At 30.5% G+C, this 16,183-nt stretch carries 11 protein-coding genes, 1 pseudogene and 1 other annotated feature; of the genes and pseudogenes, 4 read left to right on the plus strand and 8 right to left on the minus strand.

The features are described 5' to 3' along the window. The first annotated feature begins 14 nt into the window (after positions 1-14). Positions 15-518 carry a hypothetical protein gene (locus ABID14_RS08575; RefSeq protein WP_354369131.1) on the plus strand — a complete coding sequence of 168 codons (504 nt, stop codon included), beginning with the start codon at positions 15-17 and terminating at the stop codon, positions 516-518. Between the two features lie 403 nt (positions 519-921). Here the strand turns inward: ABID14_RS08575 and ABID14_RS08580 are convergent, their stop codons facing one another. The 7 genes and pseudogenes from ABID14_RS08580 to ABID14_RS08610 form a co-directional block, all read right to left on the minus strand. Continuing rightward, positions 922-3,624 carry a cation-translocating P-type ATPase gene (locus ABID14_RS08580; protein WP_354369133.1) on the minus strand — a complete coding sequence of 901 codons (2,703 nt, stop codon included), beginning with the start codon at positions 3,622-3,624 and terminating at the stop codon, positions 922-924. Between the two features lie 268 nt (positions 3,625-3,892). Continuing rightward, positions 3,893-5,185, minus strand: coding sequence for a serine--tRNA ligase (gene serS, locus ABID14_RS08585; RefSeq protein ID WP_354369135.1), 1,293 nt, complete (start codon positions 5,183-5,185; stop codon positions 3,893-3,895). Between the two features lie 42 nt (positions 5,186-5,227). Beyond that, positions 5,228-5,390, minus strand: a binding site (T-box leader). A 234-nt stretch (positions 5,391-5,624) separates the two neighbouring features. Continuing rightward, positions 5,625-6,455, minus strand: a complete 831-nt coding sequence (panB, locus tag ABID14_RS08590) for a 3-methyl-2-oxobutanoate hydroxymethyltransferase (protein WP_354369137.1) — start codon at positions 6,453-6,455, stop codon at positions 5,625-5,627. 51 nt (positions 6,456-6,506) lie between these two features. Continuing rightward, complete coding sequence (locus tag ABID14_RS08595) at positions 6,507-7,028, minus strand: DUF2520 domain-containing protein (RefSeq protein ID WP_354369139.1); 522 nt, start codon at positions 7,026-7,028, stop codon at positions 6,507-6,509. Between the two features lie 81 nt (positions 7,029-7,109). Then, positions 7,110-7,397, minus strand: a pseudogene (locus ABID14_RS08600) (NAD(P)-binding domain-containing protein); the annotation flags it as partial. Between the two features lie 70 nt (positions 7,398-7,467). Beyond that, on the minus strand, positions 7,468-8,865 hold the full coding sequence (gene argH, locus ABID14_RS08605) for an argininosuccinate lyase (RefSeq protein WP_354369141.1): 1,398 nt from the start codon (positions 8,863-8,865) through the stop codon (positions 7,468-7,470). Next, positions 8,865-10,097 (minus strand): argininosuccinate synthase, encoded by a 1,233-nt coding sequence (locus ABID14_RS08610; RefSeq protein ID WP_354369143.1) that lies wholly within the window; start codon positions 10,095-10,097, stop codon positions 8,865-8,867. Before ABID14_RS08610 ends, argH begins: the two co-directional genes overlap by 1 nt. Positions 10,098-10,499: 402 nt before the next feature. Here ABID14_RS08610 and ABID14_RS08615 point away from each other — a divergent pair, with 402 nt between their 5' ends. The 3 genes from ABID14_RS08615 to larA all read left to right on the plus strand — a co-directional run bounded on the left by ABID14_RS08615 (position 10,500) and on the right by larA (position 14,521). Further along, complete coding sequence (locus ABID14_RS08615) at positions 10,500-11,411, plus strand: AAA family ATPase (protein ID WP_354369145.1); 912 nt, start codon at positions 10,500-10,502, stop codon at positions 11,409-11,411. After that, entirely contained in the window at positions 11,392-13,110 is a 1,719-nt protein-coding gene (locus ABID14_RS08620; protein WP_354369147.1) for a vWA domain-containing protein, read from the plus strand. Before ABID14_RS08615 ends, ABID14_RS08620 begins: the two co-directional genes overlap by 20 nt. Positions 13,111-13,249: 139 nt before the next feature. Further along, on the plus strand, positions 13,250-14,521 hold the full coding sequence (gene larA, locus ABID14_RS08625) for a nickel-dependent lactate racemase (protein WP_354369149.1): 1,272 nt from the start codon (positions 13,250-13,252) through the stop codon (positions 14,519-14,521). Positions 14,522-14,710: 189 nt separating this feature from the next. Here larA and bcp read toward each other — a convergent pair whose 3' ends face one another. Continuing rightward, a complete protein-coding gene (bcp, locus tag ABID14_RS08630) occupies positions 14,711-15,163 on the minus strand; it encodes a thioredoxin-dependent thiol peroxidase (RefSeq protein WP_354369151.1) in 453 nt (150 codons plus the stop codon). Positions 15,164-16,183: the final 1,020 nt, after the last annotated feature.

Below are 16,183 nucleotides of genomic sequence, written 5' to 3' on the forward strand. Positions count from 1 at the left end.
TTTAGGAGGTAAAAATGAAAAAACGTACACAATTAATCGCTTCAACACTAGTATTAACAACATTATTAACCACTAATACTTTTGCAGTATCATATAGTCTAAATAACGAAACACCTACTGCACAACAAGAAATTTTAAATTATGATAACGATAAAATTGCACTTAGAAATAATCCTTTTTTCTATGAAACAGAACAAGATCCATGGACTTATCAAGGTAAAAGAAAAGTTAGCCAAAAAGAAGCTAGCGACGAAGCTTTTCTTTATGGTCTTGTTTCAGATTTATTAGTTTACCCATTAGTTGCACCAAAATTTGTGATGGATATAATTGGGCATGCAAATCATGTTGGAGAAACTGGTACAATTGAATCTTGGAAATCCGAAAAAAGAAGATATAAAACTTCCCAAATAACTGGGAAAAAACAATTAGATGCTAAATGGGAATTATATAGAGTTCGCTTTACAAATAGCGATGGAGAAGTTCTAAGTGATACAACGAATTCTTATAAAGTATATTAATAAATGAAAAAATTTAATTTATTGCTACAAAATTTTATTTTAAAACATTATAAAAATATTGGTAAAACTGATAGTATCTATTCTTATATATTATATGTATGGAAAGTGACTCTATTTTTTTTAATTCTAGCGATATTTTTATTGATGTTAAATAAATTATTAGATATTAAATATTTGTTTACCCTTAATGTACTAAAAATTGCTAAAAGCTCTTTCTCAACAAGTATATTTGGGTTTGGTATTTGTTCTTTGTTATATTTGTATAATAAATCTGACAAAAATTAATACTCTTACCTAAATATTTGAATATATTAAGTAATCTATACAATAATTATGGCTCTATAATATCTGTTGGGGAGTAAATCTCTAACAGATATTATAGAGCCTTTTTAAATTAGTTATATTAATTTTTTCTAAATCTAATTTTCTTTTGTATTTCTCCTGCTACTAATGGTATTACTGATGCTCCAAGCACTACTCCTATTTCTTTTGGTCCTAGGTTCATCAGTCCAAAGGCTTCGTTTAATACTGGTACATAAATTACCACTAACATCAACAAGAATGATACAAATGTTGCAAGCACTAATTTTTTATTTGTAAATACTCCTATCTCAAATACTGTCTTATCAATTGATCTTGAAGTATATGATCTAAGTAATTCACAAATTATTAGTGTTGAGAACGCCATTGTTCTTGCATGGTTAACTCCACTTTCCATTCCATACCATTTTAGACCTACAAAGTACGATAAAAGTGTAGCCACTGTTATGGCAATTGATTGAATGGCAACTGTAATTCTAATTTCTTTATCTATTATAGCTTCATTTGGATCACGAGGTGGCTCATTCATTATATCAGCTTCGCCTTGTTCAACTCCAAGTGCTAATGCTGGGAAAGAGTCTGTCACTAAGTTTAGCCATAGAAGCTGTATTGGTATTAGCGGTACTGGCACATCTAATAGAATTGCAATTAAAACTATCAAAACTTCACCAAGGTTACAAGAAAGTAAATATGCTACGAATTTTTTAATATTAGAATATATTATTCTTCCTTCTTCTACTGCATTAACTATTGTTGCAAAGTTATCATCTGTCAGTATTACTTCTGCTGTACTTTTTGCTACGTCTGTTCCTGTAATACCCATAGCAATACCAATATCACCTTTTTTAATGGCAGGTGCATCGTTAACTCCATCTCCAGTCATAGCTGCTATATGGCCATTTTCTTTTAGAGCTGTTACGATTTGAACTTTATTTTCTGGAGATACTCTAGTATAAACTGTTTTATGTTTTACAACTTCTCTAAGTTCTTCTGGTGTCATTTCATTTAACTCACGACCCATTATGGCTTCATCATCTGATTTTGCTATGCCCAAATCTTTTGCTATGGCAAGTCCTGTTTCTAAATAGTCTCCTGTTATCATAATAGGTTTAATGCCCGCAGTTTTACATTCTGCGATTGCATCTCGCACTTCTGGTCTTGCTGGGTCAATCATACCTGTCAAGGCAACAAATACCATCTCGTTTTCGATTTTTTCTGATGATATATTTTCTGGTAATGTCTCGTGAATTCTAAATGCATATGCTAAACATCTTAAAGCACTTCTAGCAAATTCTGTATTTTTCTCTAATGCTAGTTCTCTTTCTTCGTCAGTAAAGTCTTTTATTTCTCCGTCAATCAAAATCTTGTCACATTTTGATATTACAATATCTGGTGCGCCTTTGGTAAAGGATACAATTTTTTCATCGAAAAATTTATCATGAAAAGTTGTCATCATTTTTCTATCTGAATCAAAAGGTATTTCTTCAATTCTTTCAAACTGCTTATTTAGTTCTACAATAGAACCACCAGCTTTTTCTGTAAAAGTTAAAAGTGCTCCTTCTGTAGGATCTCCTGCAATTGTCGCGTCTTCACCTTCAACTTTAAGTTTTGCATCATTTGTTAGGGCAGCTATAGAAGATAACATCCTTAAATTATTTTCATCCTCTATACTTACTTTTTGACCGTCAATTGTAACATCACCTTTTGGTGAATATCCTGTTCCTGAGACTTCAAATACTTTTCCATCTGTAAATGCTCTTGTAACTGTCATTTCATTTTGAGTTAGTGTACCAGTTTTGTCTGAACAAATTACAGTTGTTGTCCCAAGTGTTTCTACTGCCAATAGTTTTTTTACTATGGCATTTCTTTGAGCCATTTTACCCATACCAATTGAAAGTACAATTGTAACAATTGCTGGTAATCCTTCGGGCACTGCTGCTACTGCAAGTGATATAGCTGTCATAAACATTTCTAGTGGGTCATTTTTATAAAGTATACCTACTGCCATTACTGCTATACATATAACTATAACTAAAATTCCAAGTGTTTTTGAAAGTTTTGCTAATTTTTTTTGAAGAGGAGTTTGTTCATCGCCAACTGTAGAAATTGAGGTTGCGATTTTACCAATTTCTGTGTTGTATCCAGTTTCAACAACGACACCACTACCTCTGCCATAAGTTACTATTGTGGAAGAATATGCTAAATTTTCCCTGTCTCCAATTTCTACTTTGTCATCATATTTTATTTTGTAGTCTTTTTCAACTGGCACAGATTCTCCAGTAAGAGATGATTCGTCAATTTGCATATTAGAAGATGATATTAATCTTAAATCTGCTGGAACAACATCACCAGTTTCTAAAATTACAACATCTCCTGGCACAAGGTCAGCTGAATCAATTTCAACTTGTTCTCCACCTCTTAATACTTTAGCTTTTGGAGAAGACATTTTTTGAAGTGCAGCTATGGCTTCTTCCGCCTTACCTTCTTGGTAAATTGATAAAAATGCATTCACTACTACTATTGCAATAATTATTAATGTATCAACGCCCTCACCTATGACAAATGATACAATAGCTGCTGCTATCAATATCAAAATCATAGGATCTAATAATTGATCTTTTAATTTTTGAATAAAAGGTTTCTTTTCTTCCTTTTTAAGTTCATTTTTGCCATATTTTTCTAATCTTTTATTGGCAATTTCACTTGGCAGACCAGAGTTCGAAGTTTCAAGCTTTTGAAGTGCTTCATCTGGGGACTGATTGTACCAATTTTCAAATTTTTCCATTTTTTCCTCCTTAAGATTATAATAAAAAACAATAAAAAAAGACCGATGTAATAAACATTCGGTCTCACACACTTGAAATAAAGTTTTTCAGCCGGGCATAGCCGTATTGACGACTGAAAATTTATAGTTACTCCCCTAAGTTCTTTAAATTATAACAAATTTTGGAGATATTAACAATATATTATTAGTAAAAACGAAGTTTATACTTTTAGTTTAATACCCATTTTTGCTAATAATTTTGCAAAAAATACTTATATTTTACTATTAATTATTTATTAGTTTTAGGAACTATTTTATCCTTGCCACCCATATACATTTGTAATGGTTGTGGAATTTTAACTGTTCCATCTTCTTGTAGCAGATTTTCTAAAAATGCTATTAACATTCTTGGCGGTGCTACTACAGTGTTATTAAGAGTATGCGCTAAATAAGTTCCATTTTCGCCACGGAGTTTGATATTTAATCTTCTTGCTTGTGCATCTCCTAAGTTTGAACAAGAACCCACTTCAAAATATTTATTTTGTCTTGGAGAGAAAGCCTCTACATCTAGAGATTTTACTTTTAAGTCAGCTAAATCACCTGAGCAGCATTCTAGTGTTCGTACAGGTATTTCTAATGATCTAAAAAAGTCTACTGTGTTTTGCCACAATTTTACAAACCAATCCTTAGAATCCTCCGGTTTACAAATAACTACCATTTCTTGCTTTTCAAATTGGTGAATTCTATAAACTCCTCTTTCTTCAATCCCATGAGCTCCTACTTCCTTTCTGAAACATGGTGAATATGAAGTAAGTGCTAGAGGCATCTTTTCTTCAGGCGTAATTGTATTTATATATTTACCAATCATAGAGTGTTCAGAAGTTCCAATTAAATATAAATCTTCGCCTTCGATTTTATACATCATATTTTCCATTTCAGCAAAACTCATAACTCCTGTCACAACATCAGATCTAATCATAAACGGAGGAATATGATATTCAAAACCTCTATCTATCATAAAATCACGAGCATATGCAAGAATTGCAGAGTGAAGTCTAGCTATATCACCTTTAAGATAATAGAAACCTGCACCTGAAGTATTTCTTGAAGAGTCTAAATCTATTCCATCAAAACTTTCCATAATATCAACATGGTACGGAACTTCAAAGTTTGGAATTATTGGCTCCCCAAATTTTTCTAATTCAACATTTTCGCTGTCATCTTTGCCTATAGGTACAGTTTCGTCCATCATTTGTGGTATAACCATCATTCTTGTTTTTAATTCTTCTGCTAGAGTTTTTTCACTTTTTTCAAGTTTTGCAATCTCTTCATTTATATCAGCTACTTTTTTCTTGGCTTCTTCAGCTTTATCTAATTCTTTATTTTGCATGAATTTGCCAATTTCTTTGGAAGCTTTGTTTTTTTCTGCTCTTAGATTATCTCCATCAGTTTTAGATGCTCTTAGTTTCTCGTCAATTTCAATAACTTCATCTACTAATTTTAATTTTTCATCTTGAAATTTCTTTTTAATATTTTCTTTAACAGCTTCAGGATTTTCCCTTATAAATTTAATATCTAACATATGTCCTCCAAATAAAAATAATTAAAAAAGGCCTCTCATCCCTAAAGGGACGAGAGACCCGCGTTGCCACCCTAATTAACCAAATGGTTCACTTAATATATATAGACTATGAGGTGGATTCATAATAAACAAACTACAATTTTACACCATCCAACTGCTCTCTATAAGTTTATTTAAGACTACTATTCTCAATCATCGTCTTATGAAATTATTTCCATTATAACATATAAATTGAATTTTTCAACACTCTTTGTAATCATTAATCATGAGTTGAATTTTTAATTAATTAATAGTAAATTTTGTTATAAATATAAAATCTTCTATCTATTATATTAATTAACGATAAAATTTATATGTAAAAATCATAAAATAATTTAATTTAAATATTGACTATATTATTCAAGTCGGCATTAATAGCAACATATTTTTTAAGATATAATTATAGAATTTGATCCAATAATTCTTTTTTCATTTTAAAACTATGCTCTTCTGTTGGGAAAGTTTTTTCTTTTACTTCCTTGTCATAATTTTTAAAAGCTTCTACGACTTCATCTCCAATTTGAGCAAAATGTTTGATAAATTTTGGTTTAAAATCATCATACATTCCAAGCATATCTTGGTATACAAGAACTTGTCCATCACAACCATTACCTGCACCTATACCAATTGTAGGAATTTCTAGCATTTCAGTGATTTTGTCTGCCAATTCTTTTGGAACACATTCAAGCACAACTGCAAATGCTCCAGCTCCTTCAACAGCTTTTGCATCCGCTAAAAGGTTTTTTGCAGTGTCAAGATTTTTTCCCTGAACTTTAAAGCCACCTAATTGATTTAGTGATTGTGGTGTTAAACCGATATGTGCACATACTGGTATTTTTGCATCAACAATTGCTTTTATTATTTCTTTTACTTCTGTTCCACCTTCAAGTTTAACACAATTTGCTCTACCTTCACTCATGAGTCTACCTGCATTTTCAACAGCCTGTGGAATATTCGTGTTTGTATAAGACATAAAAGGCATATCACATACAACTAATGTATCTTTTACTCCACGTGATACAGCTCTTGAATGGTGAATCATATCTTCTAGTGTGACGCTTATAGTATCTTCATAACCTAGCATTGTCATTCCCAAGCTATCTCCTACCAAGATCGCATTTATACCAGATTTTTCTACAAGTTTAGCTACTGTGTAATCGTAAGCTGTCACCATAGATAGTTTTTCGCCTTTTTGTTTTGCTTCCTTAAATGTTAATGTCGTATTTTTCAATTTTTACCTCCTGATACAGTTCCTCAACAGGATACTGTTCAAAATTTTCAATTAATTTTTCTTAAGTTCTTCTTCTAAAATATTATAATCTCTGTTAGGATTTTTCTTTTTAGAAATTTCTAATAATAATGTGCTAATTTTTGAATAAACTTCTTTTTCTATCTTTAAGTCATGTTTGTCAAGAAAATCAAAATGTGAGTTTATAGTATTATAATCGCCTCTATCAACAGGACCTGTCAATGAATTGATTGCTCCCTTGTCAAAAAAGTTTTCTAAGTTTTTCTCTCCTAAAACTTTTAATGCATCTAAAGCTTCTCTTTCGCTAAAATCATAAATTTTTAATAATTCTGTAGCCATATATCCAAGACCTATAACTAAATTACTCACACATACAGTTGACAGATGATATCCACTTTTATCTTTGGTTTTTAAAATTTTATATGGATTTTTTAACCTATCTAGATTTTTGGTCAAGATATCTAACGCTTCTTTATCGCCTTCAATTGTAAAAAATGCACCATCTAAATCCTTATAAGAATTTTCTTTGCTGGAAAATGCAAGCGCCGGATGCATAGAACAAGAAAAAAAGTCTTTGTTATCTCTTGAAAATATATCTGATGATAAACTGCCACTACAATGACATATTACTTTATTCTTTAAATCATATTTTTTTATACAATCCCAAACTTTTACTATTTCATTATCTGGAGTAGTAATAAAAATTACATCATTATTAGAAACAGCATTTTGAATATTTTCAAAAGATTTGGTGTCTGTAAGTTTCGAACTATACTCTGCACTTTTAAAAGTTTTACTGTAAAATCCATCTAGAATTAAGTAATCGTTATCAAAAAAATAGAGCCCAAGTGATGTTCCTACTCTTCCAGCACCTATAATTGCCGCTTTATAAATATAATCACCTCCGTATTTAATTTTTACTATTAAAAAGGGTTACGATTTAATGTAACCCTTAATTTATAGTATCGGAGCAATTATACTTAAAATTATATAATTATTCAAGGTGATTATGGATTTTAAATGCTTTCAACTCTTGTTCTGTAAGTTTAATCTGTTCTTTAACTCTATTTGGGCTAGGACCTCCAAATACATCTCTTTCTTCTAATATAAATTTCAAATCTATATATTGATAGTAATCTTCATCAAATACTTCCGAAAAATTTTTATAAGTTTCTAAATTTATTTCATTTAAACTCAAATCATTCTCTATTGCATAATTTACAATAGAACCTGTTATATAGTAAGCATCTCTAAAAGCGAGACCTTTTTTTACTAAATAATCAGCGGTATCTGTTGCATTTATATAGCCTTTATGAGCCATTTCAAGCATTCTGTTTTTGTTAACTTTAAGTGTAGAAAGCATACCAATTAGTATTTTTACAGTGATTTCAAAATTTTCAAATGAATCAAATAAATAATATTTGTCCTCCTGCAAATCTTTATTATATGAAAGTGGAGTTGCTTTTAATACTGTTAGAATTCCAATTAAATTTGAATTGAGCCTAGCAGCTTTTGCTCTGATTAGCTCTGCCATATCAGGATTTTTCTTTTGAGGCATTATTGAAGATCCGCTAGAATATTCATCAGCTATTTCGATAAATCTAAATTCTTGTGATGAATATATTATCATCTCTTCTGCAAGTCTTGAAAAATGCATAGAAGACATTGCCAAAATATTTATAAACTCAATTACATGATCTCTGTCTGATACAGAATCCATGGAATTTAACGTAGGTTTGGTGAAACCCAACTCTCTTGCAGTAAATTCTCTATCGATTGGATAAGTTGTGGCAGCTAATGCACAAGAACCTAATGGAGATGCGTCAAGGCTTTTTAGTGAATCGTCAAGTCTTTTTATATCTCTTAAAATCATTTGAGCATAAGCCATAATGTTATGAGCATAAGTTACAGGCTGTGCAATTTGTAAATGCGTATATCCCGGCATAATGGTATTTAAATTATCTTTTGCCAATCGGATAATTGTTTTTTCAAGTTCGAGTAAAAGACCAATTGATTTTTTAGTCTTATCTCGTATATATAATTTTATATCTAGAGCCACTTGATCATTTCTCGATCTTGCAGTGTGTAGTTTTTTGCCAGCTTCGCCAATCCTTTTAGTTAATTGTTCTTCCACAAACATATGGATATCTTCGGACTCTATTGAAAACTCTAAAACACCATTTTGTATATCTTCAAGTATTGAATCTAGACCTTCTTTTATTTTTTTATAATCAGATTTTGAAATTATGCCGCATTTTTCTAGCATTTTTGCATGAACTTTAGAACCCATTATATCGTATTTATATAATTTATAATCTACTGTTATAGAACTATTAAATTCATGTGCTAAATTTGAAGTTTTATTATTGAAACGTCCTTTATATAAATCCATTACCATTCATTCTTTCTTTTTTGTATTGCTTCTATCTTTTGTGGCAAAGCAAATAAATTTACAAATCCTTGGGAATCATATTGGTCATAAACTCCATCTTCACCAAAAGTAGCAAACTCTTCAGAATGAAGTGAATATTTTGAACTTACTCCATTAGGAATAATATTTCCTTTAAATAATTTGAGTTTTACTTTGCCTGTCACTCTTTCTTGAGTTTCATCTACAAATGCTTGAAGAGACTTTCTTAGTTTTGAATACCAAAGTCCTCTATACACTTCATTTGCATATTTTAATGCTAATATCTGCTTAAATTTTAATGTATCACCATCAAGAGTTATACTCTCTAGTATTTCGTGTGCCTTATATAAAATTGCTCCAGCTGGATTTTCATATACGCCTCTTACTTTTATTCCTGTTATTCTGTTTTCGATAATATCATCAATACCAATTGCGTGTTCGCCGCCTATTTTGTTCAAATATTTGATAATATCTATGCCTTTCATCTCATTGCCATTTATTGCTACAGGTATTCCTTTATGAAATTCAATTTCTAACTCTTCTGCCTCATTTTTTGCATCTTTGTAATTTTTACAAAAAGTCAAAAAATTGTCGTATTCTAAACTGTTTTCTGGGTTTTCAATCTCTAAGCCTTCATGAGATATATGCCAAAGGTTAGTATCTTCCGAATATGCACTGCCATTATTTTTATTTATAGGGATATTTCTTTTGGCTGCATACTCTTCTTCATCTTCACGTGATTTTATTTCCCAAAATCTCCATGGAACAATAATTTTTATATCTGGATCAAAATGTCTAATTGTTGTTTCAAATCTAACTTGATCATTGCCCTTGCCAGTGCAACCGTGAACTATAGCATCGGCACCTTCTTTATGTGCTATTTCTACAATTCTTCTAGCAATAATTGGCCTTGCAAAAGCAGTACCTAGAAGATATTGATTTTCGTATTTTGCTCCTGCCTTTAGAGTATTAAATACAAAATCTTCAACAAATTCTTCTTTAATATCTTCAATGTATAATTTTGATGCTCCAGTAGCAATAGCTTTTTCGTGTAGTCCAATAAGTTCTTGCTCTTGCCCAACATCGCCTGAAACCGCTATGACTTCACAGCCATAATTTTCTTTTAACCAAGATATCATAACTGATGTATCAAGACCACCTGAATATGCCAAAATAACTTTTTTAAGTTTCAAATTTTTCATCTTATCTTCCATATTTACCTCCATAATAAAAAAAGTCTCTTTTCTTAAACAAGAAAAGAGACGAAAGTTCCGCGGTACCACTCAATTTAGGATAATCCTCACTCAAAAGTTTAACGATAACTCTACGGGCATTGCTAAATTACTTCACAATACCATCTCCATGGTCCTACTGCATTTCTCCTTCTAACTTCTGACTCACACTCTACTCAGATCGCTTTAGTTATTATAGAGAAGCAACCACTTCATCGAATTTAAATTTTGATAAATTATAACGAGAATTTTTAAACATGTCAAGTATTAAAACGAAATTTTGTATTTTAAATTTATTTTATGATAAAATTAATACCTTGAAAACTTTAATTAAATCAATCTCTTAAAGATATAAACATTATAAAAATAAAATTGGAGGTATAAATGAAGGATTTTTTAATAAAACAAGGTGTATCAGAAAAACTTTTAAATGAAGTTGATAAATTCACTAAATTTTATAACCTAGATAAAGAATATGAATATAGAATTCCTAAAATTAAATATAGATATTATGGCAGAGAAACTTGGGAAAAAGCTATAGCTGCTATATTATCGGGCAATCACATACTTCTATCAGGACCAAAAGCCACAGGCAAAAATGTCCTTGCCGAGAACCTAGCATATTTATTTAAAAGACCTCTTTGGACAATTTCTTTAAATATTTCATCTGATCCAGCAACATTAATAGGCACAGATACCTTTAAAAATAACGAAGTTGTACTCAAAAAAGGTCCAGTATATGAAGCTGGCCTTGCAGGTGGGTTTGCAATTTTTGATGAAATAAATATGGCAAAAAATGAGGCTCTTTCTGTAGTTCACTCTGCTCTTGACTATAGACGTGTGATAGATATTTCTGGTTATGACAGGCTAAATCTAAACGAGGCCACAAGATTCATCGCCACAATGAACCACGGATATATTGGCACTCGTGACTTAAATGAAGCTCTCGTTTCAAGATTTCTCGTGATAGATATGCCAACCATTAAAGACAATGATTTGAAAAAATTGATTCTTGAAAATACAAATTTAAAAGAAGACTATGTCGATATTTTTGTAAAACTCTTTTTGGATTTACAAGACAAGTCATTAAACTCTGAAATATCTTCTAAATCAATTGACCTTAGAGGAATGCTATCTTCAATTGATTTAATGGAGAAAGGTTTATCTATTAAAAGTTCGCTAGAACTAGGTATAGTGGACAAAACATTTGATGCATACGAAAAAGAAATTGTCTCTGATGTAATAGATACACTCTTTACTTCAAGATTAAGTTCGGGTGATTTATTTGTCAGATAAAAATAGGCTAAACAACATATTTTGGACTATTTCAAAAAATTATGAGATAGATATTACTAAATTTGAGTTTAGCCCAAAAGACTTTTATGAAGCAGCTATACTAGGTTTTGCTTCACAATTCTATGATTTAGAACTAATAAATAATTTCATAAAAAAATTTTTTTCTAGATTAAATAATAAAAAAGAACTGATTAAAATTGCAAAGCTCACAATAGAAAATGTATATTACGAAAAAATTATTGAAGATAGACCTGGAGTTTTGGATTTTAGAAAAATACACCAAAATAAGGAAATTTCTAAAACAAATCGCAGAAATTTAATCTTATCTGATGAATTAAAAATTGGTTTTATAAGACAAAAACATGGACAATACCCCAAAATACAAGCTACACTTGAAAAAATGCTTCAAGAAATACTTGAATTTCACTCTGACAATACATTAGATTATATTGATTTTATTGCCCATATGGCAAAAAAATATTTTCATATAAATAAAAAAATAGACTTGAATTTCAAAACAGAATACGAAGAATTTAAAGAACAAAATAAAAAGAATAAAAAAGTAAAAAAACAAAATAAATCGAAATTTATCGATGCACAATTCCTCGAAAAATACAGTATAGAATCAGCAGAATTCACTTTTTATTTAGATGGAAATGAAGATATTAGAGTAAAAGAAGATGCTTTTGCAGAAAAACCTGTATCAGAAGAAAATTTGTACAAAAAAGTGACAAAAAAATATGGGTCAGAAAATATTCCCAGATATATTTCAGACAAGATTGCCAATGAAATATCCACGGGCATTCACCAAGACATTAAACTATTTTTCCCAAGTGGAAAATTTAAGACAGATAATTCTTTTGATGAAGCTAAATTGCAAGATAATTATAATGATAATTTAACTTTTTACAATGAAAACTCACTTTTATACAAAAGAGCAACCCGGGAGCTCACTTCAGTGATAAAAAATTCTCTCTTAAAGGATAGCACTACAGAAATCACAAAATCTACCTCTGGAGATGTTATCCCCAAAGAAATTTGGCGAATGAAAAAATTAAATGACGGTAATATTTTTAAACGCATAAAGAGAAATGATTCCCCCGACATCTTTGTAGATATACTACTCGACTCTTCTGCCTCACAACATGAACGAAAAGAAATAATAGCTACAGAAACATTTATAATTGCAGAAGCACTAACAAATTTGAATATTAAAACTAGGATATATTCTTTTAACAACTACTATAATTATTTAGTTCTAAAAAAATTTAGAGATTATGGTGACCCTAAATACAAAAATAAAGAAATATTTAAATTTTCACCTAGTGGTTCAAATAGAGATGGACTCGCCATTAAATTTATGAGGCATCTCTTAAAAAAAGAGCTAGATGCACGCAGATTTTTAATTGTATTATCAGATGGATTTCCCTTTGATGAAATAAATGTTGGATTGATCGGAAAATCAACTATTCCAGGAAATGACTACAAAGATGATGATGCAATAATTGACAGTGCAAAAGAAATAATGCTAATGAAGCTAAGGAATATAAATACTTTTGGAGTTTTTACAGGAGAAGAAAAAGAAATATCTACTATCAAAAAAATTTACGGCAACGACTTTGCTTATATAGATAATATATCAAGGTTTCACAAAACTATAGGCACATTTCTCAAAATTTTTGCAAACAAAATTGAATAGTTGTGGAAATTTTCTTGTATTTAATCTGAAAAATTTATCATCTATTCTTATATGTTTATCAAACTAACTTGTAAAAGGTGATATGTTAAGTTAAAATAAAAATACGATAATATTGTTAATCTGAAAATAAGGAGAAATTATGAAAGTATATCTACCCTACGGAAAAGAAAAAATAGAACTCGATTCAGATAATGCAACTGTTTTGGAGAGTAAAGCAAAAACTTATACTGTAGAATCTTCACAAGAAGATATCGTAAGAAAGGCACTTAATAACCCTATTGGAAGCCCAAAAGTATCTGAACTAGCTAAAGATAAAAATAAAATTACTATAATAACATCAGACCATACAAGACCAGTGCCAAGCAAGATAACTCCGCCAATATTTTTGGAAGAAATCAGAAAAGGAAATCCAAATGCTGATATCACTATTTTAATTGCAACAGGTTTTCACCGTGAAACAACAAGAGAAGAAATGATTGACAAGTTTGGTGAAGAAATTGTTAATAACGAAAAAATAATAGTGCATAAATCTGGAGTAGATGAAGATATGGTAGAGCTTGGCAAGCTTCCTTCTGGAGGTACACTTCTTTTAAATAAGCATGCTATAAACTGTGACCTATTAGTATCTGAAGGTTTTATTGAACCTCATTTTTTTGCGGGATTTTCAGGTGGACGTAAATCTGTACTCCCTGGTGTAGCAAGCCAAAAGACAGTTTTTGCCAATCACTGCTCTAAATTTATTGCAAGTGAACATTCTAGAACTGGACTCCTCGATAAAAATCCTATTCACAAAGATATGAAATATGCTGCAGAAAAGGCTAATTTGAAATTTATTTTAAATGTAGTTATTGATGCCGACAAAAAAGTGATAAATGCTTTTGCAGGAGATAGTGTTAAGGCACACGAAAAGGGTTGTGAATTTGTAAAAGATATTTCGTCTATAGATGGAATAGGAGCTGATATTGTGATAACTACAAATGGAGGCTACCCACTTGATCAAAACATTTATCAATCAGTAAAAAGTATGACAGCCGCTGAAGCTTGTGCTGCACCTGACGGAATAATAATCGAAGTGTCTAGATGTAATGACGGCCATGGCGGTGAAAGTTTCTATGAAACGTTTAAAAATGCCGAAAGTCCAAAAGAAGTTGAAGACAAAATCTTACAAATTCCAATGTCCGAAACATTAGCAGACCAATGGGAATCTCAAATTTTAGCAAGAATCTTGGTGCGTCACAAAGTGTTTTTTGTTGCTGATGAAGAAAATAAAGATATATTAAAAGATATGCATATTGAATATTCACCAAGTATACATCAGGCTATAGAAAAAGCAATTTCAATAAAAGGAAAAGATGCTAAAATTGCAATTATCCCAGATGGAGTAAGTGTTATTGTAAATAAGAAAAATTAATATTTTATGTAATTCTAATAAGAAATTCGGGAAATTATCTACCTATATTGTAGATACTCCCGAATTTTTAAAGCTAAATTTTATTTAAATTATATATAATAAACGAAAATTCATTTTATAATTCATACTATGAAATTATAAATCTAATTTTAATAATTTTTAGTAAATTTACTAATAATTATTAAATATTTATATTTCCTTTAGCATGTCATTTGGATTCTCACTAGCTTTAACTTTATTGAAGGCTTTTTCTATATTGCCTTTTTCATCAATTAAATAAGTTGAGCGTTCTATGCCAAATCCAGTCTTGCCAAAAATCTTTTTTTCCTTCCATACATCATAAGCTTTTACAACTTCTAAATCTGGATCAGATAGAAGAATGAAAGGCAAATCGTGTTTCTCTTTAAACTTTTTGTGTGACTCTACACTATCTTTATTTATTCCAATAACAACAGCATCCTTTTCTTCAATTTGAGGATATAAATCTCTAAAACCACAAGCTTGTTTAGTACAACCAGGGGTGTTATCTTTAGGATAAAAATAAAGAATCACTTTTTTCCCTTTAAATTCATCTAGAGTTCGAACTTCACCATTGTCATCTTTTAAACTGAAATTTGGTGCTTTTGTTCCTATTTCTAACATTTAAATATTCACCTCGTAATTTGAATAAAAATAAATCTAAGAATCTAAATATGATAGTTTTTGAAATCTACTTCATACTTTAACTACTTTTTATACATTACCCCATTTTGAATTTAATATTGACTTTTAATAATTATATTGAAGCTATATTTCTCTATATTTTATAAAATAGATAAAAACTTCTATTTATTTTTACAGAGCGACTACTATAGAGACAGATTCCTCACTATTCGAGTACACGGCGATTACAGAAAAATCTCACGAATTTTCTTTCGCTCGGAATGACAGTTGTGGGGGTTGTTGCTCTTCCCAACTGTCATCTCGACTAAAAAGCGGCAGCGAAAGCATAAAGAATCTTGCTTGTAGTGGAGAGAATATTTCCCCTCCCATGTCATCCTGAGCGAAAGAAATCTGTCAAGATTTCTGAAGTCGAAGGATCTGCATGTGAGGGAGAGTATTTGTAAGGTTTAAATAAAAAAGTATTCAAGCACCTAAACCACGAACAATTATAGCAAAAAGTCGAAAATGATTTTTAACTGTTCGAGTGTAAGCGAGTTTTAAAAATCCGACTTTTTGCGAGTAAAAAGAAAAATTAAAGTGGTTAAAACTTTGGCTAAAAAAGGCGTGGGGGTTTGGTTGCTCGAAGGAAGAATAGAAGATTGTGGTATAGAAAATATTTTAAAAAAGGTTTTTTTATTATTCATACAGAACTACCCCTATACAGGCAGATTCCTCGACTACAAACCCTTCGGGTTTTCCGCTCGGAATGACAGTTGTGGGGGGTTGTCTTGTATATGCATTTCATTTCTTAATAGCTTTTCTTTTTATTTTTCAAAAAAATCTTATATTTGTTTTTACAAAACTACCCCTCTATAGGCAGATTCCCCACTCTTCGTGTACATGACGACTTTCTAAACCCTTCGGCTTTTCCGCTCGGAATGACAGTTGTGGGGGGTTGTCTTGTATATGCATTTCATTTCTTAATAGCTTTTCTTTTTATTTTTCAAAAAAATCTTATAT

Source organism: Peptoniphilus olsenii (assembly GCF_040545475.1).
GTDB lineage: Bacteria > Bacillota > Clostridia > Tissierellales > Peptoniphilaceae > Peptoniphilus_A > Peptoniphilus_A olsenii.

Coding starts and splice junctions, on each gene's coding strand:
- ABID14_RS08575 (WP_354369131.1), top strand. CDS start 15: ATGAAAAAACGTACACAATTAATCGCTTCAACACTAGTATTAACAACA.
- ABID14_RS08580 (WP_354369133.1), bottom strand. CDS start 3,624: ATGGAAAAATTTGAAAATTGGTACAATCAGTCCCCAGATGAAGCACTT.
- serS (WP_354369135.1), bottom strand. CDS start 5,185: ATGTTAGATATTAAATTTATAAGGGAAAATCCTGAAGCTGTTAAAGAA.
- ABID14_RS08595 (WP_354369139.1), bottom strand. CDS start 7,028: ATGCATCCGGCGCTTGCATTTTCCAGCAAAGAAAATTCTTATAAGGAT.
- argH (WP_354369141.1), bottom strand. CDS start 8,865: ATGGATTTATATAAAGGACGTTTCAATAATAAAACTTCAAATTTAGCA.
- ABID14_RS08610 (WP_354369143.1), bottom strand. CDS start 10,097: ATGGAAGATAAGATGAAAAATTTGAAACTTAAAAAAGTTATTTTGGCA.
- ABID14_RS08615 (WP_354369145.1), top strand. CDS start 10,500: ATGAAGGATTTTTTAATAAAACAAGGTGTATCAGAAAAACTTTTAAAT.
- larA (WP_354369149.1), top strand. CDS start 13,250: ATGAAAGTATATCTACCCTACGGAAAAGAAAAAATAGAACTCGATTCA.
- bcp (WP_354369151.1), bottom strand. CDS start 15,163: ATGTTAGAAATAGGAACAAAAGCACCAAATTTCAGTTTAAAAGATGAC.